The 21,724-nt window shown below is 69.4% G+C and carries 17 protein-coding genes; 12 read left to right on the top strand and 5 right to left on the bottom strand.

The features are described from left to right. Positions 1-919 precede the first annotated feature (919 nt). The 8 genes from R2B38_RS08170 (at position 920) to pgi (ending at position 11,224) form a co-directional block, all read left to right on the top strand. Entirely contained in the window at positions 920-3,877 is a 2,958-nt protein-coding gene (locus tag R2B38_RS08170; protein ID WP_318015620.1) for a M14 family metallopeptidase, read from the top strand. A 189-nt stretch (positions 3,878-4,066) separates the two neighbouring features. Then, positions 4,067-5,077, top strand: coding sequence for a type I glyceraldehyde-3-phosphate dehydrogenase (gene gap / locus R2B38_RS08165; RefSeq protein WP_033283115.1), 1,011 nt, complete (start codon positions 4,067-4,069; stop codon positions 5,075-5,077). A 155-nt stretch (positions 5,078-5,232) separates the two neighbouring features. Continuing rightward, positions 5,233-6,444 (top strand): phosphoglycerate kinase, encoded by a 1,212-nt coding sequence (locus R2B38_RS08160; RefSeq protein ID WP_318015619.1) that lies wholly within the window; start codon positions 5,233-5,235, stop codon positions 6,442-6,444. 5 nt (positions 6,445-6,449) lie between these two features. After that, positions 6,450-7,226 carry a triose-phosphate isomerase gene (gene tpiA, locus R2B38_RS08155; protein WP_318015618.1) on the top strand — a complete coding sequence of 259 codons (777 nt, stop codon included), beginning with the start codon at positions 6,450-6,452 and terminating at the stop codon, positions 7,224-7,226. A 112-nt stretch (positions 7,227-7,338) separates the two neighbouring features. Next, the gene (gene secG / locus R2B38_RS08150; protein ID WP_078652560.1) at positions 7,339-7,572 is read left to right on the top strand and encodes a preprotein translocase subunit SecG; all 234 of its coding nucleotides are present in this window, start codon (positions 7,339-7,341) and stop codon (positions 7,570-7,572) included. Positions 7,573-7,779: 207 nt separating this feature from the next. After that, positions 7,780-8,115 (top strand): RNA polymerase-binding protein RbpA, encoded by a 336-nt coding sequence (locus R2B38_RS08145; RefSeq protein WP_003957010.1) that lies wholly within the window; start codon positions 7,780-7,782, stop codon positions 8,113-8,115. Between the two features lie 133 nt (positions 8,116-8,248). Then, positions 8,249-9,517 carry an MFS transporter gene (locus R2B38_RS08140; RefSeq protein WP_318015617.1) on the top strand — a complete coding sequence of 423 codons (1,269 nt, stop codon included), beginning with the start codon at positions 8,249-8,251 and terminating at the stop codon, positions 9,515-9,517. A 54-nt stretch (positions 9,518-9,571) separates the two neighbouring features. After that, positions 9,572-11,224, top strand: coding sequence for a glucose-6-phosphate isomerase (gene pgi / locus R2B38_RS08135; protein ID WP_318015616.1), 1,653 nt, complete (start codon positions 9,572-9,574; stop codon positions 11,222-11,224). Between the two features lie 68 nt (positions 11,225-11,292). Here pgi and pgl read toward each other — a convergent pair whose 3' ends face one another. From pgl to tkt, 5 genes are read right to left on the bottom strand one after another with little or no spacing between them, the layout of a single operon-like run. Continuing rightward, positions 11,293-12,075, bottom strand: a complete 783-nt coding sequence (pgl, locus tag R2B38_RS08130; protein WP_318015615.1) for a 6-phosphogluconolactonase — start codon at positions 12,073-12,075, stop codon at positions 11,293-11,295. A 6-nt stretch (positions 12,076-12,081) separates the two neighbouring features. Then, positions 12,082-13,179: a glucose-6-phosphate dehydrogenase assembly protein OpcA gene (gene opcA / locus R2B38_RS08125; protein ID WP_318015614.1), complete on the bottom strand. Its 1,098-nt coding sequence runs from the start codon at positions 13,177-13,179 to the stop codon at positions 12,082-12,084. Further along, positions 13,176-14,699, bottom strand: coding sequence for a glucose-6-phosphate dehydrogenase (gene zwf / locus R2B38_RS08120; RefSeq protein WP_318015613.1), 1,524 nt, complete (start codon positions 14,697-14,699; stop codon positions 13,176-13,178). The genes opcA and zwf overlap by 4 nt, the downstream gene beginning before the upstream one ends. Before the next feature lie 4 nt (positions 14,700-14,703). Further along, positions 14,704-15,822 carry a transaldolase gene (gene tal, locus R2B38_RS08115; protein ID WP_318015612.1) on the bottom strand — a complete coding sequence of 373 codons (1,119 nt, stop codon included), beginning with the start codon at positions 15,820-15,822 and terminating at the stop codon, positions 14,704-14,706. A 34-nt stretch (positions 15,823-15,856) separates the two neighbouring features. Beyond that, entirely contained in the window at positions 15,857-17,944 is a 2,088-nt protein-coding gene (tkt, locus tag R2B38_RS08110) for a transketolase (protein WP_318015611.1), read from the bottom strand. A 356-nt stretch (positions 17,945-18,300) separates the two neighbouring features. Here tkt and R2B38_RS08105 point away from each other — a divergent pair, with 356 nt between their 5' ends. The 4 genes from R2B38_RS08105 (at position 18,301) to R2B38_RS08090 (ending at position 21,702) form a co-directional block, all read left to right on the top strand. Then, on the top strand, positions 18,301-19,254 hold the full coding sequence (locus tag R2B38_RS08105) for a heme o synthase (RefSeq protein ID WP_411978563.1): 954 nt from the start codon (positions 18,301-18,303) through the stop codon (positions 19,252-19,254). A gap of 72 nt (positions 19,255-19,326) precedes the next feature. After that, positions 19,327-19,647, top strand: a complete 321-nt coding sequence (locus R2B38_RS08100) for a hypothetical protein (protein WP_318015609.1) — start codon at positions 19,327-19,329, stop codon at positions 19,645-19,647. Between the two features lie 180 nt (positions 19,648-19,827). Then, positions 19,828-20,934, top strand: a complete 1,107-nt coding sequence (locus R2B38_RS08095) for an amidohydrolase family protein (protein WP_318015608.1) — start codon at positions 19,828-19,830, stop codon at positions 20,932-20,934. A gap of 18 nt (positions 20,935-20,952) precedes the next feature. Beyond that, on the top strand, positions 20,953-21,702 hold the full coding sequence (locus tag R2B38_RS08090) for a nucleotidyltransferase domain-containing protein (RefSeq protein WP_318015607.1): 750 nt from the start codon (positions 20,953-20,955) through the stop codon (positions 21,700-21,702). The last annotated feature ends 22 nt before the right edge of the window (positions 21,703-21,724 follow it).

Genomic DNA, 21,724 nt, shown 5'->3' with positions numbered 1-21,724 from the left:
GACGGGTCGTCAATTCGCCGGTGCGGGCCTTGTCCGGGCGTGCGCGGTGGATCCGGCCCGGAGGGAATCGACGACGAATCGACGACGACAGGTTGGTACGAGGGCGCCGACGGCCGAGGGCTAGGCCGCGAGGGCTCCCGCCGGGCGAATGCGTGCCGCCCCCTGCGACTCTGGGGAGACCCGCAGGCCCCCTCGAAAGACCCTGGCCCCGGCAGACCCTGGCCCCGGCACTTCTCCGCTGTGGACGCCCTCGTCCCCGTGGTGGCGAACTGCCGATACACCGGCGCAGGCGCCCCTTCATGCCTGCCGGCTGACCAGGCCGGGGCGGATCGACGACCTGCGCCCCGCAAGGAGAAACGGCCCGCGCCCGATCCGCGCCCTTCAAGGAGATCGGCCGGGCCTACCAGAGAACCCACGCGTCGGCGCGCATCCGCCTTGGGCGCCGCAGAACTCGATGTAGTCCGGCCCGCGAGCAACGCCGCCTGGACTGGCCCGGCTTGCGAGCAAGGCCGGTCTGGACCCCGAAGAGGTATGCGGCGACCCCGCCTCCTTGCCACGATCCGCCCCGCCGCCCCGCCGCCCCGCCGCCCCGCCGCCCCGGCCCAAGCGCCCCCGCCCCGCCGGACCCCGCCCAAACCTCAAGCCCTCACCCCCGCCGGTCCGCCGGACCCGGCCAAGCCCCCCACCCCACCCAAGCCCGCCACTCCGCCGGACCCGCCCAAGCCCCCCACCCCGCCGGACGCCGCCCCACCCAAGCCCCCACCCCTCACCCCACCCAAGCCCGCCCCCCACCAACCCCCGCCAAGTCCCCACCCCCACCCCCCGTTTGACCATCCGTGACGCCCCCTTGACTCGATCATGAAGTGTCATGAGCCTGGCAACTGTTCGCCGCTGTGGTGAACGATTGCTAGGGGGATTCATGAGACACAGAGCGAGATCGATCCTCGCTGTCGGCGCCCTCCTGATCGCCGGGGCGAGCATCGCACCCATCGCCCAGGCGCAGGGCGGGAGTTCGGCGAAGTCCGACCCCGCCGAGGTCAAGGTCTTCCACGCCGACGTCACCCAGAAGCAGATACCCCTGCTCCTGAAGGCCGGACAGGACGCCCACGAACTCGGCGACAACCAGTTCTCGGCCTCCGGCAAGACAGCCGTAGAGGTCTATCTCACCGACCAGCAGGCCCAGAAGCTGGAGAAGCAGGGCGTCGACCTCACCGAGCACACCCTGTCGGCCAAGGCCGAGGCGCGGGTCGAGGACGCGGCGCAGGGGGTGTTCCGTCCGTACAGCGGAAGCGGCGGGCTGGAGGAGGAGATCCTCAAGACCGGCCAGGCCAACCCCGGTCTCACCAAGGTCGAGTCCATCGGCAAGACGATCGACGGCCAGGACATCCTCGCGCTCAAACTGACCAAGAACGCGAAGAAGACCAAGGACGGCTCCAAGCCCTCCGTGCTGTACGTGTCCAACCAGCACGCGCGCGAGTGGATCACCCCGGAGATGACCCGCCGGCTGATGCACTACTACCTGGACAACTACAAGACCGACAAGCGCATCAAGAAGATCGTCGATTCGACCGAGCTGTGGTTCGTGCTGTCGGCCAACCCGGACGGCTACGACTACACCTTCCAGAACTCCGACACCCGCCTGTGGCGCAAGAACCTGCGGGACGTCAACGGCGACGGCACCATCTCCACCGGTGACGGCGTCGACCTCAACCGCAACTTCGCCTACAAGTGGGGCTACGACGACGAGGGTTCGTCCCCGAACCCGACCAGCGAGACCTACCGGGGCGCGGCCCCGAACTCCGAGCCGGAGACCGCCGCACTCGACGCCTTCGAGAAGCGCATCGGCTTCACCTACGGCATCAATTACCACTCCGCCGCCGAACTCCTCCTCTACGGAGTCGGCTGGCAGGTCGCGACCCCGACCCCGGACGACGTGCTCTACAAGGCGCTCGCGGGTACGCCCGACAACCCGGCGATCCCCGGCTACCACTCGCAGGTCTCCTCGGAGCTGTACACGACCAACGGCGAGGCGGACGGCCACGCGTCGAACGTCAACCACATGTCGATGTTCACCCCCGAGATGTCGACCTGCCAGACCGCGTCGAACATCGACCCGAACGACGCCTGGAACGCGGCCGACTGCCAGTCCGTCTTCAACTTCCCCGACGACGAGAAGCTGATCCAGGACGAGTTCCAGAAGAACATCCCCTTCGCGCTCTCCGTCGCCGAGACCGCCGCCCACCCCGACCAGCCCACGTCGTCGGTCGGCCTCAGCGCCGCCGACTTCACCCCGGCCACCTTCCCGACGTCGTACTCGCGCGGCGCCGACCAGGAGGTCTCCGTCGTCGTACGGAAGTCCGTGCGCGACAAGGAGCTCAAGTACCGCGTCAACGGCGGCCGTACGGAGGACATGGCACTGAAGCCCTGGAAGGGCGGCCAGACCTACGGCGGGGACGACAACCTGTACTTCGACGAGTACCGGGCCAAGGTCAAGGACGGCGACCCGGGCGACAAGGTCGAGGTGTGGTTCACCGGTGAGACGAAGGCCGGGAAGCGCACCTCCAGCGCGCACTTCACGTACACGGTGGCCAGGCGGCCCGCGGCCGACACGCTCGTAGTCGCCGAGGAGGGCGCCGCCGCCACCCAGGCGCAGACCTACGTCGACGCGCTGAAGGCGGACGGCCGTAAGGCGGTCGTCTGGGACGTCGCCACCCAGGGCGCGCCCGACGCGCTCGGTGTGCTCGACCACTTCAAGACCGTCGTCCACTACTCCGGAGTGAGTGGCCCGGGCAACGACACCCAGCTCCAGCTGCGCGCCTACCTCAACGAGGGCGGCAAGCTGATCGAGGCCGGCGAGCAGGCGGGCGGCTCCGTCGCCCTCGCCGACGGCACTCCCTCGAACGACTTCAGCCAGTACTACCTGGGTGCCTATTCGCGTACGTCCCTCCCCGGGGCCACCGGATTCAATGGCTCCGGCAAGCTCGCCGGCTTCACCGGGCCGCTCAGCGGCGCGCCCGGCAACCCGCTGGACCGGGCGGGCAGTTACAGCGTCACCTCCGACTCGCTGTCGCCCACCACGTACCCGCAGTTTGCGAGCGCGGGGGCGGGCCAGTTCGCCGGGACCGTCAACCCGTACGGTCCGTATGCGGGCTCCTACATGGCGGCCGCCGTCCACACCGACGACGCCTACAAGCGCCTCACCCGCACCATCGACCTCACCGGGGTGAGCGCGGCCGACAAGCCCACGCTGCGCAGCGAGCTGCTGTGGGACACCGAGCCCGGCTACGACCACGCCGTGGTCGAGATCCACACCACCGGGGCCGACGACTGGACCACGCTCCCGGAGGTCGGCGGCGCCACCAGCACCGCCCTGCCGTCCGAGTGCGAGGCCGGCTTCCTGGTCGCCGAGCACCCCTGGCTCAAGCACTACCTGACCTTCTCCACCAGCGGCTGCACCGCGACCGGCACCACCGGCTCGTGGAACAGCTTCACGGGCGCCTCCAACGGCTGGCAGCAGGTCGGCTTCGACCTGAGCGCCTACGCGGGCAAGTCGGTCGAGGTCTCGCTCAGTTACATCACCGACCCGGGTTCCGGCGGCCACGGCGTCCTCGCCGACGACACCTCGCTCGTCGTGGGCGGTACGGCGACCCAGACCGAGGGCTTCGAGACCTCCCTGGGGGCCTGGAGCGTGACGGGACCGCCTCCGGGCAGCCCGGCGGTCCTGAAGGACTGGACCCGCACCGGAGCCCTGTTCCAGACGTACGGCGCGGTCACCACCGACCGCACCGTGCTGCTCGGCTTCGGTCTGGAACAGGTCACCTCGGCGAGTGACCGGGCAGCTCTCCTCAAGAAGGCGCTGACCGCTCTGACCAGCTGACCCTGTGTGACGATGTCATGAACATCAAGGGCGGTCCGTACCCCTACTGGCGGGTACGGACCGCCCTGCCGTGTATGGGGCATCTCGATGTCACCACGGCGGGCTCAGGAGGGTAGGGTCGTAGGCGGTCGGGGACATCCCATACAACTCGCCGGCACTGAGCCGGCGTACCAACGAGGAGATCGGTTCGTGACGATCCGCGTAGGCATCAACGGCTTTGGCCGCATCGGTCGTAACTACTTCCGCGCGCTGCTGAAGCAGGGTGCTGACATCGAGATCGTGGCTGTCAACGACCTGGGTGACACCGCGACCACCGCTCACCTGCTCAAGTACGACACCATCCTGGGCCGCCTCCAGGCCGAGGTGTCGCACACCGCCGACACGATCACCGTCGACGGGCACACGATCAAGGTGCTGTCCGAGCGCAACCCCGCCGACATCCCGTGGGGCGAGCTGGGCGTCGACATCGTCATCGAGTCGACCGGCATCTTCACGAAGAAGGCCGACGCCGAGAAGCACATCGCCGGCGGCGCCAAGAAGGTCCTCATCTCGGCTCCGGCCAAGGACGAGGACATCACGATCGTGATGGGCGTCAACCAGGACAAGTACGACGCGGCCAACCACCACGTCATCTCGAACGCCTCCTGCACCACCAACTGTGTGGCGCCGATGGCCAAGGTTCTCGACGAGAACTTCGGCATCGTCAAGGGCCTGATGACGACGGTCCACGCGTACACGAACGACCAGCGCATCCTGGACTTCCCGCACTCGGACCTGCGCCGCGCGCGTGCCGCCGCCGAGAACATCATCCCGACCACGACCGGTGCCGCCAAGGCCACCGCCCTGGTCCTCCCGCAGCTCAAGGGCAAGCTGGACGGCATCGCGATGCGCGTCCCGGTCCCGACCGGTTCGGCCACCGACCTGGTCGTGACGCTCCAGCGCGAGGTCACCAAGGACGAGGTCAACGCCGCGTTCAAGAAGGCCGCCGACGACGGCGACCTCAAGGGCTACCTGTCCTACACCGAGGACCCGATCGTCTCCTCCGACATCGTCGGCGACCAGGCCTCCTGCACCTTCGACTCCCTCCTGACCATGGTCCAGGAGGGCAACACGGTGAAGATCCTCGGCTGGTACGACAACGAGTGGGGCTACTCCAACCGCCTCGTCGACCTCACGGTCTTCGTCGGCGGCCAGCTCTAACTCCCAGAGCAGGCAACTCGATGTGAGTCAGGGCTCGGTCAGCGCACGCCGCGCTGTCCGAGCCCTTGCTACGTAGTGTCCGAGCCTTCGGCCGTCACTACGTAGTGATCGATCAGCCCTCTCGGATCTGAAGAGCCCTCCCTAGGAGTCCCTTTATGAAGACGATCGACGAACTTCTCGCCGAAGGCGTGGACGGCAAGCGGGTCTTCGTCCGCGCCGACCTCAACGTCCCGCTGGCCGACGGCCTCATCACCGACGACGGCCGCATCCGCGCCGTGCTGCCCACCGTCAAGGCCCTCGTCGAGGCGGGCGCCAAGGTGATCGTGGCCTCGCACCTGGGCCGCCCCAAGGGCGCCCCGGATCCGGCCTTCTCCCTCCTCCAGCCGGCCGAGCGCCTCGCCGAACTCCTCGGCGCGCCGGTCGCGTTCGCCCAGGACACCGTCGGCCCCGCCGCCCACGACGCGGTGCGCGGCTTGGAGCCCGGCCAGGTCGCGGTCATCGAGAACCTGCGCTTCAACGCGGGCGAGACCTCCAAGGACGACACCGAGCGCGGCGAGTTCGCCGACCAGCTCGCCGCCCTGGCGGATGTCTACGTAGGCGACGGTTTCGGTGCCGTGCACCGCAAGCACGCCTCCGTGTACGACCTCCCGGCCCGTCTGCCGCACTACGCCGGCTACCTCATCGCCACCGAGGTCGGCGTCCTGAAGAAGCTCACCGAGGACGTCAAGCGGCCCTACGTGGTGGCGCTCGGCGGCTCCAAGGTCTCCGACAAGCTCGCCGTCATCGACCAGCTGCTCGGCAAGGCCGACCGCATCCTCATCGGCGGCGGCATGGCCTTCACCTTCCTCAAGGCCCAGGGCTACGAGATCGGCGCCTCCCTGGTACAGGACGACCAGATTCCCGCCGTCACCGAGTACGTCGAGCGCGCCGCGAAGAACGGCGTCGAGCTCGTCGTCCCGGTCGACGTCGTGACCGCGTCCGCGTTCCCGGACCTGAAGACGAAGGCCCCGTCCCACCCCACCACCGTCGCCGCGGACGCCATCCCCGCCGACCAGATGGGCCTCGACATCGGTCCCGAGACCGGTGCCCTGTACGCCTCGAAGCTCGCCGACGCGGCCACCATCTTCTGGAACGGTCCGATGGGCGTCTTCGAGCACCCCGACTACGCCGAGGGCACCAAGGCGGTCGCCCAGGCCCTTCTCGACTCCCCGGCCTTCACGGTCGTCGGCGGTGGCGACTCCGCCGCGGCCGTCCGGATCCTGGGCTTCGACGAGACCGCATTCGGCCACATCTCGACCGGCGGCGGCGCCTCCCTCGAATACCTCGAGGGCAAGACGCTCCCCGGTCTCGCCGCACTGGAGGACTGACCTACATGAGCACGCGCACGCCGATCATGGCGGGCAACTGGAAGATGAACCTCAACCACCTTGAGGCCATCGCCCACGTCCAGAAGCTCGCCTTCGCCCTCGCGGACAAGGACTACGAGGCCGTCGAGGTCGCCGTCCTGCCGCCCTTCACCGACCTGCGCTCCGTGCAGACCCTGGTCGACGGCGACAAGCTCAAGATCAAGTACGGCGCCCAGGACATCTCGGCGCACGACTCCGGCGCCTACACCGGCGAGATCTCCGGTGCGATGCTGGCCAAGCTGAAGTGCACGTACGTGGCGATCGGCCACTCCGAGCGCCGCCAGTACCACGCGGAGACCGACGAGATCGTCAACGCCAAGGTGAAGGCCGCCTACAAGCACGGCCTGACCCCGATCCTCTGCGTCGGCGAGGAACTCGACATCCGTGAGGCGGGCAACCACGTCGCCCACACCCTCTCCCAGGTCGAGGGCGGTCTCAAGGACGTCCCCGCCGAGCAGGCCGAGTCCATCGTCATCGCCTACGAGCCCGTCTGGGCCATCGGCACCGGCAAGGTCTGCGGCGCCGGCGACGCCCAGGAGGTCTGCCAGGCCATCCGCGGCAAGCTCGCCGAGCTGTACTCGCAGGAGCTGGCCGACCAGGTCCGCATCCAGTACGGCGGCTCCGTCAAGTCCGGCAACGTCGCCGAGATCATGGCTCAGCCCGACGTCGACGGCGCCCTGGTCGGCGGTGCCTCGCTGGACGCGGACGAGTTCGTCAAGATCGCGCGCTTCCGCGACCAGTAGTGAGTCCGGCAGTGTGTAGGCGGTAGCCAGGATCCGTCGTACCCTTGCGGGGGCATAGCGCCAGCCGCTATGCCCCTGTCGTCCATCCGAATCCGAGGAAGTTGGTCCAGCCGTGGTTTTGGGGTTCTCGATCGCCCTGATCGTCTTCAGCCTGCTGCTGATGCTGCTGGTGCTGATGCACAAGGGGAAGGGCGGCGGTCTCTCCGACATGTTCGGTGGCGGCATGGCGTCGTCCGTCGGCGGCTCTTCGGTCGCCGAGCGCAACCTGGACCGCATCACCGTGGTGCTCGGTGTGCTCTGGTTCGCCTGCATCGTCGTGCTCGGCCTGCTGATGAAGACGAGCTGACCGCACGTTCCTTCGCACATTCCGTACGTAAGGCCCCATGTTCGGTACGCGCAGCTGAGCGCGGCCTATCATGGGGCTTGCGTCTAGGTGTAGGGGCTGTAACTCCAACCACTGGACGCGCGTTGGGCCTTACGTAGACTGAGGCGCTCGCAACGGAGCGAAAACGCCGACTCGCTTCGCGGCACCATCACGCAGGGAGTTACGACCGTGGCAAGTGGCAACGCGATCCGTGGAAGCCGGGTCGGGGCGGGGCCGATGGGCGAGGCCGAGCGTGGCGAGTCCGCGCCCCGGCTGCGCATCTCCTTCTGGTGCTCGAACGGGCACGAGACGCAGCCCAGCTTCGCCAGCGACGCGCAGGTTCCCGACACCTGGGACTGCCCGCGCTGCGGCTTCCCGGCCGGACAGGACCGGGACAACCCGCCGGACCCGCCGCGCACCGAGCCCTACAAGACGCACCTCGCGTATGTACGGGAGCGGCGCAGCGACGCGGACGGCGAGGCGATCCTCGCCGAGGCGCTCGCCAAACTGCGGGGAGAAATCTAGGAGTTGAACCGGCCGGACGCCCACAAGGTGTCTGGCCGGAGCTGTTTCGCAGCCCGGTGGCCGACCCGCCCCCGGACCGATTGTCAGTGGTGCCCTCTACGGTTTGTGAAGTGACGAATCGTGGGGGGGAGCGGTGACGACGGTCGAGGTGACGGGCAGTCATGTGCCCGCGTGGCGCGGGGGGTTCGGGCGACTGTGGAGCGCGGCGGTGGTGTCGCGCTTCGGGGACGCCCTGCGTACGGCCGCGCTGCCGCTGCTCGCCGTCTCGCTGACGGACCGGCCCCTCCTCATCGCCTCCGTGACCGCCTGCGGCTATCTGCCCTGGATCATCTTCGGCCTGCTCGGCGGCGCGGTCGCGGACCGGGTGGACCAGCGGCGCGCGATGTGGACGGTCGACGCGGTGCGCGGACTGCTCGTCGCCGCCTTCGCCGTGGCCGTCGCACTCGGCCACGCCTCGATCCCGCTGCTCATCGCGCTCGCCTTCGCGCTGACCACGCTCCAGACCCTCTTCGACAACGCCTCCACGGCCCTGCTGCCCGCCCTGGTGGACCGGGCGGCGCTCGGCAGCGCCAACGCCCGGCTGATGACCGGGCAGAAGATCGCGGGCGGCCTGATGGGAACGCCCGTGGTTCCGCTGCTGATCGCTGCGGGAGCGGCGGTTCCCTTCGTGGCCGACGCGGGGACCTTCCTCCTGGCCGCCGCGCTGGTCGCCTCGCTGCGGATCACGGCGCCCGAGCGCGCGCCCGGACCAGCCGGCAGCACCCTGCGCGGAGAGATCGCGGACGGGCTGCGCACCCTGTGGCGCGACCGGCCCCTGCGGGGGCTGTGCGCAGCGACAGCCCTGTGCAACATCGGCATGGGCGCCCTGATCGCCACCCTGGTCGTCCTGGTGACCGGCTGGCTGGACGCGGGCACCGCCGGATACGCGGCGGCGACCACCGCGTTCACCGTCGGCGGCCTGGCCGGGGGAGCGGTGAACCGGCGGATCACCACCCGCCTCGGCCCGATGCGGAGCGTGCTGCTCGCGGGCCTGGTGCAGACCGGCGCCCTCGTCGTCATGGGCTCCGTGCGCAGCCTGATCGCGGTCGTGGCGGCGCTCGGCGTCTTCGGCTTCATGAGCATGCTGTGGAACGTCAACACGACCACGCTGATGCAGCAGCGCGCCCCCGCCGACATGCTGGGCCGGGTCAGCTCCGCCTTCCGGACCCTGGCCGTCGCCGGGGCCCCGCTGGGCGCCCTCCTCGGTGGCGCCGCCGCCACGGCCTGGGGGCTGAACACACCCGCCCTGCTCACCGCGGTTTTCTTCGTTCTGTCGGTCCTGGCACTGATACCGGCGGTCAAGCCGGACGTACCTGTTGTTGCCCTGGAGGACGACGCGACGACAGCTCGCGTCACGGGCTGATCAATTAGGTTGGAACAGGCCCGCAGGTCGGTAGGAAAGAAGGCTGAAGTCGCAATGAACGCAGACGGCCGTACCAGGCTCAACCAGACGCCCGAGTGGACCGCCTTGGCCAAGCACCGGGAGGAGCTCGGCGAGGTGCAGCTGAGGGAGCTGTTCGCCGCCGATCCCGGGCGTGGCACCGGCTACACGCTCAAGGTCGGTGACCTGCACCTCGACTACTCGAAGCACCTCGTCACCGACGAGACCCTGCGGCTGCTGCACGCGCTGGCCGCCGCCACGGACGTGTTCGGCCTCCGGGACGCGATGTTCCGCGGCGAGAAGATCAACGTCACCGAGGACCGCGCGGTCCTGCACACCGCGCTGCGCGCCCCGCGTGACGCGGTGGTCGAGGTCGACGGTGAGAACGTGGTGCCCCAAGTCCACGCCGTGCTCGACAAGATGGCCGGCTTCGCGGACCGCGTCCGCTCCGGCGAGTGGACCGGCCACACCGGCAAGCGCATCAAGAACGTCGTCAACATCGGCATCGGAGGCTCCGACCTCGGTCCCGCGATGGCGTACGAGGTGCTGCGCAGCTTCACCGACCGCGGTCTGACGGTCCGGTTCGTGTCGAACGTGGACGGCGCCGACCTGCACGAGGCGACCCGCGACCTCGACCCGGCCGAGACCCTGTTCATCATCGCCTCGAAGACCTTCACCACCATCGAGACGATCACGAACGCGACCTCGGCCCGCGACTGGCTGCTCACCGAGCTGAAGGCAGGTCAGGAGGCCGTGGCCAAGCACTTCGTGGCCTTGTCCACGAACGCCGGGAAGGTGTCGGACTTCGGCATCGACACGGCCAACATGTTCGAGTTCTGGGACTGGGTCGGCGGGCGTTACTCGTACGACTCGGCGATCGGCCTGTCGCTGATGATCGCCATCGGCCCGGACCGTTTCCGGGAGATGCTCGACGGTTTCCACCTCGTCGACGAGCACTTCCGCACCGCGCCCGCCGAGTCCAACGTGCCTTTGCTGCTTGGCCTGTTGGGCGTCTGGTACGGCAACTTCCATGACGCCCAGTCCCATGCGGTGCTGCCGTACAGCCACTACCTCTCCAAGTTCACCGCGTATCTGCAGCAGTTGGACATGGAGTCGAACGGCAAGTACGTGGGCCGGGACGGCCGGGAGGTCGACTGGCAGACCGGACCCGTGGTTTGGGGTACCCCGGGGACGAACGGGCAGCACGCGTACTACCAACTCATCCACCAGGGCACGAAGTTGATCCCGGCGGACTTCATCGGCTTCGCCGAGCCGGTGGCCGAGTTGAGCGAAGGCCTCAAGGCGCAGCACGACCTGCTGATGGCCAACTTCTTCGCCCAGACCCAGGCGTTGGCCTTCGGCAAGACGCCGGACGAGGTGCGGGCGGAGGGTGTGCCCGAGGAGCTGGTGCCGCACAAGACGTTCAAGGGCAACCACCCCACGACGACGATCCTGGCCCGCGAGCTGACCCCGTCGGTCCTCGGGCAGTTGATCGCGCTCTACGAGCACAAGGTGTTCGTCCAGGGCGCCGTCTGGAACATCGACTCCTTCGACCAGTGGGGCGTCGAGCTGGGCAAGGTCCTCGCCAAGCGCGTCGAACCCGCCCTGAGCGAAGGCGCGGACGTGCCCGGCCTGGACGCGTCGACGACCGCCCTGGTCGCCAAGTACCGCGAGCTGCGCGGGCGTTGAGCCACGTGAAGCACTGAAGCCCCCGTGCGACCCGAAGGCCGTACGGGGGCTTCCACAGGTGGCCCGTGTCAGGCCGAAGCCGGCGGATACAGCGCGCGGGGCAGCTGGGAAGCCGCCGCCGCGTCCAGCAGCCACAGGGTGCGGGCGCGGCCCTGCGCACCGGCCGCCGGTGCCTGGATCTCACCCGCGCCCGACAGGGCGATCGCCGCGGCCTCCGCCTTGTCCTCGCCGGCCGCGAGCAGCCACACCTCACGGGCCGACCGGATCGCCGGGAGGGTCAGGGTGACCCGGGTCGGCGGCGGCTTGGGGGCGCCGTGGACGCCGACGACCGTGCGCTCGGTCTCCCGTACGGCGGGCAACTCCGGGAAGAGCGACGCCACATGGGTGTCCGGGCCGACGCCCAGCATCAGGACGTCGAAGGTCGGGACGGCGCCGTGGTTCTCGGGACCGGCGGACCGGGCGAGTTCCTCGGCGTAGCCTGCCGCCGCCGCTTCCACGTCGTTGCCGTAGAGACCGTCGGACGCGGGCATGGCGTGCACGCGCTTCGGGTCCAGGGGCACCGCGTCGAGCAGTGCCTCACGGGCCTGGGTGACATTGCGCTCCGGGTCGCCCTCGGGCAGGAACCGCTCGTCGCCCCACCACAGGTCCAGGCGGCCCCAGTCGACGGCGTCCCGGGCGGGCTGACCCGCCAGGGCTGCCAGCAGACCGTTGCCGTTGCGACCGCCGGTGAGCACGATCGAGGCGTAGCCGCGCGAGGCCTGCGCGTCCACGATCTTTGTGATCAGCCGGGCCGCGGCGGCCTGGGCCATCAGTTCCTTGTCGCGGTGGACGACGAGCTGGGGAGTGCTCACTGCGGATCAGCCTTCTTGCTTCTTGACCGGGGGCATCTTCGCCGGGGTGGGCCGGTCGGCGCCCCCGCTCTCCAGGGCGGCCGACTGCACACCGGTCGCCGCCGGCTCCGTCACCGCGCGCACCGGCAGCGCCGGTACCGGCTGAGCCGCGGCTTCCGCCCGCTCCGCCGCCGACTGGATCCCGCCCAGCCGGTCCACGCCGAACCGCAGCGCGGACGCGTACGTGTCGTCCGGGTCGAGCCTGCGCAGCTCCTCCGCGAGGAGTTCGGACGTCTCGCGGCGCTTGAGCGCCACCGCGCGGTCCGGCTGGCCGGGCAGGGCCAGGGTGGCCATCGCCCCGTCGGAGCGGTGCAGCGTGATGGGGCCGCCGGTCGTCTCCAGGCGCACCTGGGTCAGACCGGGACCCGCGGAGACCGCACGCCGGACATGCACGTGGAGGCGGTCGGCGAGCCACATCGCGAGCAGTTCGACGCTCGGGTTGGACTCCTCGCCCGCCACCTCGACGGAGACGATCTCCGAGTCGACCTGGTCGAGCGCGGCGGCCAGCATCGAACGCCACGGGGTGATGCGGGCCCAGGCCAGGTCGGTGTCGCCCGGCTCGTAGCTCTCGGCGCGGGACCGCAGCTCGTCGACGGGCTTCTCCGCCGCGTAGCTGTCGGTGACCCGGCGCTGGCTCAGGGCGCCCAGCGGGTCGTTCGCCGGGTCGCGCGGCGCGTCCACCGACCACCAGACCACCACCGGCGCGTCCGGCAGCAGCAGCGGCAGCACCACGGACTGGGCGTGGTCGGAGACCTCGCCGTAGAGCCGCAGGATGACCGTCTCACCGCTGCCCGCGTCCGCGCCCACCCGCACCTCGGCGTCGAGGCGGGACTGGGTGCGGTTGCGGGACGAGCGCGAGACGCGCTTGATGACCACGAGCGTGCGCGAGGGGTGCTCGTGCGACGCGTCGCCCGCGGCCTTCAGGGCGTCGTAGGCGTTCTCCTCGTCCGTGACGACGACGAGGGTGAGCACCATGCCGACGGCCGGGGTGCCGATCGCGCGGCGGCCCTTGACGAGCGCCTTGTTGATCTTGCTGGCAGTGGTGTCGGTGAGGTCTATTTTCATGGCCGACGCCAGCTCCGTCCCTCTCGTGCGAGCATTTCGTCCGCCTCGACCGGACCCCATGTCCCGGACTGGTACTGCGCGGGCTTGCCGTGCTTGTCCCAGTACTGCTCGATCGGGTCGAGGATCTTCCAGGAGAGCTCGACCTCCTCGGTGCGCGGGAAGAGGTTCGAGTCGCCGAGCAGGACGTCGAGGATCAGGCGCTCGTACGCCTCCGGGCTGGACTCCGTGAACGACTCGCCGTAGGCGAAGTCCATGGAGACGTCCCGGATCTCCATCGAGGTGCCGGGCACCTTGGAGCCGAAGCGGACCGTGACGCCCTCGTCGGGCTGGACGCGGAAGACGATCGCGTTCTGGCCCAGCTCCTCCGTCGCCGTCTGGTCGAAGGGGGAGTGCGGGGCGCGCTGGAAGACCACCGCGATCTCCGTGACGCGCCGGCCGAGGCGCTTGCCGGTGCGCAGGTAGAAGGGGACACCCGCCCAGCGGCGGTTGTCGACCTCGACCTTGATCGCGGCGTACGTGTCGGTCTTCGACTTGGGGTCGATACCGTCCTCCTGGAGGTAGCCGACGGCCTTCTCGCCGCCCTGCCAGCCCTCCGCGTACTGCCCGCGGACCGTGTTCTTCCCCAGGTCCTTCGGCAGCCGTACCGCGCCGAGCACCTTCTCCTTCTCGGCGGCCAGCGCGTCGGCGGAGAAGGAGGACGGCTCCTCCATCGCGGTCAGCGCCATCAGCTGGAGCAGGTGGTTCTGGATGACGTCACGGGCGGCGCCGATGCCGTCGTAGTAGCCGGCCCGGCCGCCGATGCCGATGTCCTCGGCCATGGTGATCTGCACGTGGTCCACGAAGGACCGGTTCCAGATCGGCTCGAACATCGTGTTGGCGAAGCGGAGCGCCAGGATGTTCTGGACGGTCTCCTTGCCGAGGTAGTGGTCGATGCGGAAGACCTGGTCCGCGGCGAAGACCTCGTGCACGACCTTGTTGAGGTCCTCGGCCGACTTGAGGTCGTGGCCGAAGGGCTTCTCGATGACCGCGCGGCGCCAGGAACCCTTCTCCTGGTCGGCCAGCCCGTGCTTCTTCAGCTGCTGGATGACGACCGGGAACGAGCGCGGCGGCACCGACAGGTAGAAGGCGAAGTTGCCGCCCGTACCCTGGGCCTTGTCCAGTTCGTCGATCGTGTCGCGGAGCCGCTCGAACGCGTCGTCGTCGTCGAAGGTGCCCTGGACGAAGCGCATCCCCTGGACGAGCTGCTGCCAGACCTCCTCACGGAACGGCGTGCGGGAGTGCTCCTTGACCGCGTCGTGGACCTCCTGTGCGAAGTCCTCGTGGGCCCACTCGCGCCGGGCGAAGCCGACGAGCGAGAAACCCGGCGGCAGCAGACCACGGTTGGCGAGGTCGTACACGGCGGGCATCAGCTTTTTGCGTGACAAATCGCCTGTGACGCCGAAGATGACCAGGCCCGACGGCCCCGCGATACGCGGGAGCCGTCGGTCGGCGGGGTCACGCAGCGGGTTGCTGCTCGACAAGGTTTCAGCCCTCCGAGGGGGCGAGGCGCGCAAGCTCCGCCTCGGTCGACTTGAGCAGGTCGGTCCAGGCCGCCTCGAACTTCTCGACGCCCTCGTCCTCCAGCAGCTGCACGACCTCGTCGTACGAGATGCCCAGCGCCTCTACGGCGGCGATCTCGGCGCGCGACTGCTCGTACGTGCCGGAGATGGTGTTGCCGGTGATCTGGCCGTGGTCGTCGGTGGCCTCAAGGGTGGCCTCCGGCATGGTGTTCACCGTGTTCGGCGCCACCAGGTCGTCCACGTACAGGGTGTCCTTGTACGCCTTGTCCTTGACGCCGGTCGAGGCCCACAGCGGACGCTGCTTGTTGGCCTGCGCCTTGTCGAGGGCGGCCCAGCGGTCCGAGGAGAAGACTTCCTCGTACGCCTCGTAGGCGAGCCGCGCGTTGGCGAGACCGGCCTTGCCGCGGGCGGCCTTGGCCTCGTCGGTGCCCAGCGCGTCGATCCGCTTGTCGATCTCGGTGTCCACGCGGGACACGAAGAAGGACGCCACGGAGTGGATCTTCGAGAGGTCCAGGCCGCGCTCCTTGGCCTTCTCCAGGCCGGAGATGAACGCGTCCATGACCTCGCGGTAGCGCGCCAGCGAGAAGATCAGCGTGACGTTGACGCTGATGCCGAGGCCGATGACCTCGGTGATCGCCGGCAGACCCGCGCGGGTGGCCGGGATCTTGATCAGGGTGTTCGGCCGGTCCACCAGCCAGGCCAGCTGCTTGGCCTCGGCGATGGTCGCCGCCGTGTTGTGCGCCAGCCGCGGGTCGACCTCGATGGAGACTCGGCCGTCCTGGCCGGCGGTCGCGTCGAAGACCGGGCGCAGGATGTCGGCGGCGTCACGGACGTCCGCCGTCGTGATCATGCGGATGGCTTCCTCGACGGTGACCTTGCGGGCGGCGAGGTCGGTGAGCTGCTGCTCGTAACCGTCGCCCGACGAGATGGCCTTCTGGAAGATCGACGGGTTGGTGGTGACGCCCACGACGTGCTGCTGGTCGATCAGTTCGGCGAGGTTGCCGGACGTGATCCGCTTGCGCGACAGGTCGTCCAGCCAGATCGCGACGCCTTCTTCAGAGAGGCGCTTGAGTGCGTCTGTCATGGAAAATGCATCTCCTACGTGTCGTTTGTCAGCGTCAGCTCTGGGCGGCGGCGATGGATTCCCGGGCCTTCTCAGCCACGTTCTCGGCAGTGAAGCCGAACTCCTGGAAGAGCACCTTGCCGTCGGCGGAAGCCCCGAAGTGCTCCAGGGAAACGATGCGACCGGCGTCCCCGACGAACCGGTACCAGGTCAGACCGATCCCGGCCTCGACCGCGACCCGCGCCTTGACGGACGGCGGCAGCACGCTGTCGCGGTACTCCTTGTCCTGCGCGTCGAACCATTCCACACACGGCATGGACACGACCCGCGTCGGAACCCCGGAGGCCTCCAGTTGCTCGCGCGCCTCGACGGCCACGTGCACCTCGGAACCCGTACCGATGAGGATCACCTCGGGCGTCCCCGTGGACGCCTCGAACAGGACGTAACCGCCCTTGGCGGTGTCCTCGTTGGCGTCGTACGTCGGCACACCCTGGCGCGTCAGCGCGAAACCGTGCGGGGCGCCCTCGCCGTAGACCTTCGTGTAGCGGCGCAGCACCTCGCGCCAGGCGATGGCCGTCTCGTTGGCGTCGGCCGGGCGGACCACGTTCAGGCCCGGGATGGCGCGCAGCGACGCGAGGTGCTCGACCGGCTGGTGGGTCGGGCCGTCCTCGCCGAGACCGACGGAGTCGTGCGTCCACACGTACGTCACCGGCAGGTGCATCAGCGCCGACAGCCGTACGGCGTTGCGCATGTAGTCGGAGAAGACGAGGAACGTACCGCCGTAGGCACGCGTGTTGCCGTGCAGCGTGATGCCGTTCAGCTCCGCGCCCATGGAGTGCTCGCGGATGCCGAAGTGGATCGTGCGGCCGTACGGGTTCGCCTCCGGCAGCGGGTTGTCCGCAGGGAGGAACGACGAGGTCTTGTCGATCGTCGTGTTGTTCGAGCCCGCGAGGTCGGCCGAGCCGCCCCACAGCTCCGGGATGACCGCGCCGAGCGCCTGGAGCACCTTGCCGGACGCGGCACGGGTGGCGACGGACTTGCCCGTCTCGAAGGCGGGAAGCTGCTCTTCCCAGCCGGCCGGCAGCTCGCCCGCGCGGATGCGGTCGTACTCGGCCGCGCGCTCCGGGTTGTTGGTGCGCCATTCCTGGTACGACGGGTCCCACGCGGCCTTCGCCTCGCGGCCCCGGTCCAGCGCCTGGCGGGTGTGCTTGAGGACCTCGTCGGAGACGTCGAAGGACTTCTCCGGGTCGAAGCCCAGGACGCGCTTGGTGGCCGCGACCTCGTCGGCGCCGAGCGCCGAGCCGTGCGCGGCCTCGGTGTTCTGCGCGTTCGGCGCGGGCCAGGCGATGATCGAGCGCATCGCGATGAACGACGGCTTGTTCGTCACCTTCTTCGCGGCCTCGATGGCGTTGTAGATGGCGTGCGGGTCGAGGTCGCCGTCCGGCTTCGGGGCGACGCGCTGGACGTGCCAGCCGTAGGCCTCGTAGCGCTTGACGGTGTCCTCGGAGACGGCCGTCTCCGTGTCGCCCTCAATGGAGATGTGGTTGTCATCCCAGAGGAGGATGAGGTTGCCGAGCTCCTGGTGGCCCGCCATGGAGGACGCCTCCGCGGAGATGCCCTCCTGGAGGCAGCCGTCACCGGCGATGGCGAAGATGAAGTGGTCGAACGGCGACTCGCCCTGGGGGGCGTCCGGGTCGAACAGGCCACGCTCGTACCGGGCGGCCATGGCCATGCCGACGGCGTTGGCGACACCCTGGCCCAGCGGGCCGGTCGTCGTCTCCACGCCGGTGGTGTGGCCGTACTCGGGGTGCCCCGGAGTCTTCGAGCCCCAGGTGCGGAACGCTTCGAGGTCGGCCAGCTCCAGGCCGAACCCGGCCAGGTAGAGCTGCGTGTAGAGGGTCAGGGACGAGTGGCCCGCGGAAAGGACGAAACGGTCGCGTCCCACCCAGTCGGCGTCGGCGGGGTCGTGGCGCATCACCTTCTGGAAGAGGGTGTACGCGGCCGGGGCCAGGCTCATCGCCGTACCGGGATGGCCGTTACCGACCTTCTGTACGGCATCGGCGGCCAGGACGCGGGCGGTGTCTACGGCCCGCTGGTCCAACTCGGTCCACTCGAGGTCTGTTGTGGTCGGCTTGGTGCTCACCCTGGGTCAGGGCTCCTCTCCACATGTCACGCATGTCGGATGCCGGTGCACTTGGCGCCCACCGGCCGTTGTCGAGCCTACCCCCGTAAGAACGCGCATTTTTTCGAGTCATTCCAGACTGCCGGGACTCTCGCGGATCCGCCTCCCGACTGGTCCGTTTCGCATTCGGCAACTGAATACGGAGGTGCTCGTTCGAGTGCTCAACAGAGTGGCGATCAGCTCTTCCGGGGGTGCCGTCCAACACGACCCCACCCCCGCGAATGTCCGGGTCTGGGCAACGTCTACAGTGGCGTGGTACGCGTGAGCCTTTACGGGGAGTTCACACCCGAAGGCTTGCTGGGATGTCTCTGTCAGGGGTGTGCGTGACGGCCGTTGAATCCCGTCCAGCGGGGATTGTCGGGGCGAGCCAGAGCCCGAGCCGGCGGCCGATCGGGGCCCGGGTCATGGCGTTCGTGGCGTTGACGAAGCCGCGGATCATCGAGCTGCTGCTGATCACCACCGTTCCGGTGATGTTCCTGGCCCAGCAGGGTGTGCCCGACCTCAAGCTGGTCCTCCTCACCTGCGTCGGCGGCTATCTGTCCGCGGGCGGCGCCAACGCGCTCAACATGTACATCGACCGCGACATCGACGCGCTGATGGACCGCACCTCGCAGCGCCCCCTGGTCACCGGCATGGTCAGCCCCCGCGAGTGCCTCGCCTTCGGCATCTCGCTCGGCGTCATCTCGACCCTGCTGTTCGGCCTGACCGTCAACTGGCTGTCGGCCTGGCTGGCGCTCGGAGCGCTCCTCTTCTACGTCGTCGTCTACACGATGATCCTCAAGAGGCGTACCTCGCAGAACATCGTGTGGGGCGGCATCGCCGGCTGCCTCCCGGTGCTCATCGGCTGGTCGGCCGTCACGGACTCCATGTCGTGGGCGCCGATCATTCTCTTCCTCGTCATGTTCTTCTGGACGCCGCCGCACTACTGGCCGCTCTCCATGAAGGTCCGCGACGACTACGCGCGCGTGGGCGTGCCGATGCTCCCGGTCGTCGCCTCCAACAAGGTGGTCGCCCGCCAGATCGTGATCTACAGCTGGGTCATGGTCGCGGTCTCGCTCCTGCTGACGCCCCTCGGTTACACGGGCTGGTTCTACACCCTGGTCGCGCTGCTGGCCGGCGGCTTCTGGCTGTGGGAGGCGCACGGGCTCCAGAACCGGGCCAAGGCCGAGGTGACGGGCGGCAAGCTCAAGGAGATGCGACTGTTCCACTGGTCGATCACCTACGTGTCCCTGTTGTTCGTGGCGATCGCGGTGGACCCCTTCCTCAGGTAGGAGTCCTGCTGAGGCGGGAGTCACTCACCCCGCCCGTCGCCGTTCGATCTACCCGTCGGTAGCATCCTGGTCATGGCAGACACGCAGCAGGTTGACGCGAAGGCCGAGCGCCAGGTGGCCCGCCTCGCCCAGCAGATCGGCACCTTCTCCAAGGCCCACGGCGGCGCCGAGGCCCAGGTCGCCTACATCGGCGAACGCGGCGCCCGCATCGTCCTCGTCGGCGAGGACGGCGGCTGGGGCGACCTGGTCGCCACGTCCTACGAGATCGCCCAACAGGCGGTCGAGAAGTCCGGGATCACGGTCCACGAAGCTTTCGACGGCGAGTTCGCGGCCAAGGTGAAGACGGGCCCGTACGAGTGGAAGCGCATGGCAGGAATCCAGGTCGGCGGGTAGCGCCCCAAAGGGGCGCGGGGAACTGCGCGACCAGCCACACCGGACCGTCGATCGCGAGACTCACCCGCACCCCCTCCCCATGGCGCCCCCTCACACGGGGTGTGTGCAGGCAACACCTCACACCCGGTTCACCCGTTAGGCCCCGTACAAGCGACGCGGTCACTGCCACGGGGAGCCCGGATGATCGAAACGCCGTCCCTCGTGGACCAGTACTGCCACGGCGTACTGAGAACGGAGCTGGGCCTCGGCACCTTCGAGGCCCAACTCGCCCGCACCGAGGGCCCACCCGCCCCCGGCACCACCCTCTTCGACACCCAGACGGGCTTCGCCGTACGACGATGGTGCCCACCCCTGCTCGGCCTGGAGCCGCACTGCCCACCCGCCCGCTACCTCGCCCGGCGCCGTGAACTAGGCGTACTGGAAGCGGGCCGCAGACTGCTGCGCGGCAGCGGCATCACGACGTACCTGATCGACACGGGCCTGCCCGGCGACCTCACCGGCCCCGCCGAGATGGCGACGGCCGGGCAGGCGGACGCCCGGGAGATCGTCCGCCTGGAACTCCTCGCCGAACAGGTCGCCGACACCTCCGGCACGGTGGAGTCCTTCCTCGCCAACCTCGCCGAGTCGGTGCACGGCGCGGCCGCGAGCGCGGTCGCCTTCACCTCCGTGGCGGGCGTACGGCACGGTCTCGCGCTCGCACCCGATCCGCCCGGTCCCGGTGAGGTCCGGGGCGCGGCGGCCCGCTGGCTGGCCGGGCGCCGGGTCGGCGGCACGCTCAGCGACCCGGTGCTGCTACGGCACTTGCTGTGGATCGCCGTGGCGTCCGGCCTGCCGCTCCAGCTGCACGCCGGATTAGGCGAACCAGGCGTCCGCATCGACCGCACCGACCCCGTCCTGCTCACCGACTTCGTGCGGGCGACGGCCGGTCTCGGCACGGACCTGGTACTGCTGCACAGCTACCCGTACCACCGCCACGCGGCCCACCTCGCCGGCGTCTTCCCGCACGTGTACGCCGACTCCGGCGCAGCCCTCGTCCGCACCGGCGCCCGCGCAGCGACCGTGCTCGCCGAGATCCTGGAGCTGGCCCCCTTCGGCAAGATCCTCTTCTCCAGCGGGGCTCATGGACTGCCCGAACTGCACGTCGTGGGCGCGCGGTTGTTCCGCGAGGCACTCGCGCGGGTGCTCGGCACCTGGGTCGCGGAGGGGGCCTGGTCACCGGCCGACGCACAGCGCGTGGCGGGACTGATCGCGGTCGGCAACGCGAAGAGGGTGTACGGGCTGGAGTGAGCTGTACAGACTGGGCCCATGCCGACCGACGCCTTGCTCGACCGCTTCCTGAACGAACTGGCCCCCCTGGAACCCGTCGCCGTGTGGGCCCACGGTTCGCTCGCCGGGGGCGACTACCAGGAGGGCCGCAGCGACCTGGACCTGATAGCCATCCTCGACCATCCCCTGAAGCCCAGCACCGTCCGCCAACTGGTCGCCCTGCACCGCGGACTGCGCACCGACCCCCTTGCCGTCCGTCTGCACTGCAGCTATCTCGCCCCGGGCACCCAGGACGCCCCGAACCAGAGCCACCTCACCTGGGCCCACGACCACGTCACCCGTCGGCCCGTCACGCCTGTCACCCGGCGTGAACTGCACCAATTCGGGCGGGTGTTGCACGGCGGATCACCGAAGGACCTGCTGCCGGCCGTGACGGACCAGGAGCTGGCCGAGTTCGTCGTACGGGACCAGCGGGAGTACTGGCGACCGGCCGTCGACAAGCCGCAGATCTGGCTCGAGAACGGCTGGGTCGACGTGGGCCTGACCACCTTCGCCCGCGCGACCGTCACCCGCCGGGACGGGCGCCTGATCACCAAGCGCGAGGCCCTCGACCTGCTGCCCTCGCTCGGCGCTCCGGTGGAGGTCGTGGAGGACGTCGTACGGAGGCGTTACGACGATCCGGCGCCGTCCGCCGTCTCCGTAGAGGGCGATTGGATCCACCGCCGGGCGGAGCTGACCCGGGCCTATCTGGGCCCTGCGATCGACGACTGGGTGGCCCGCTACGGGTGAGTCATTTACTACGGGCGATGCC

Origin of the sequence: Streptomyces sp. N50 (assembly GCF_033335955.1) — a bacterium.
Taxonomy (GTDB): Bacteria; Actinomycetota; Actinomycetes; order Streptomycetales; family Streptomycetaceae; genus Streptomyces.
This window is presented reverse-complemented; position numbering and strand designations above follow the sequence as displayed.

Bases quoted from the DNA above. Each gene is read 5' to 3' on its own strand.
- R2B38_RS08170 (WP_318015620.1), top strand. From the start codon at position 920: ATGAGACACAGAGCGAGATCGATCCTCGCTGTCGGCGCCCTCCTGATC.
- R2B38_RS08160 (WP_318015619.1), top strand. From the start codon at position 5,233: ATGAAGACGATCGACGAACTTCTCGCCGAAGGCGTGGACGGCAAGCGG.
- tpiA (WP_318015618.1), top strand. From the start codon at position 6,450: ATGAGCACGCGCACGCCGATCATGGCGGGCAACTGGAAGATGAACCTC.
- pgi (WP_318015616.1), top strand. From the start codon at position 9,572: ATGAACGCAGACGGCCGTACCAGGCTCAACCAGACGCCCGAGTGGACC.
- opcA (WP_318015614.1), bottom strand. From the start codon at position 13,179: ATGAAAATAGACCTCACCGACACCACTGCCAGCAAGATCAACAAGGCG.
- tal (WP_318015612.1), bottom strand. From the start codon at position 15,822: ATGACAGACGCACTCAAGCGCCTCTCTGAAGAAGGCGTCGCGATCTGG.
- R2B38_RS08100 (WP_318015609.1), top strand. From the start codon at position 19,327: ATGGCAGACACGCAGCAGGTTGACGCGAAGGCCGAGCGCCAGGTGGCC.
- R2B38_RS08095 (WP_318015608.1), top strand. From the start codon at position 19,828: ATGATCGAAACGCCGTCCCTCGTGGACCAGTACTGCCACGGCGTACTG.
- R2B38_RS08090 (WP_318015607.1), top strand. From the start codon at position 20,953: ATGCCGACCGACGCCTTGCTCGACCGCTTCCTGAACGAACTGGCCCCC.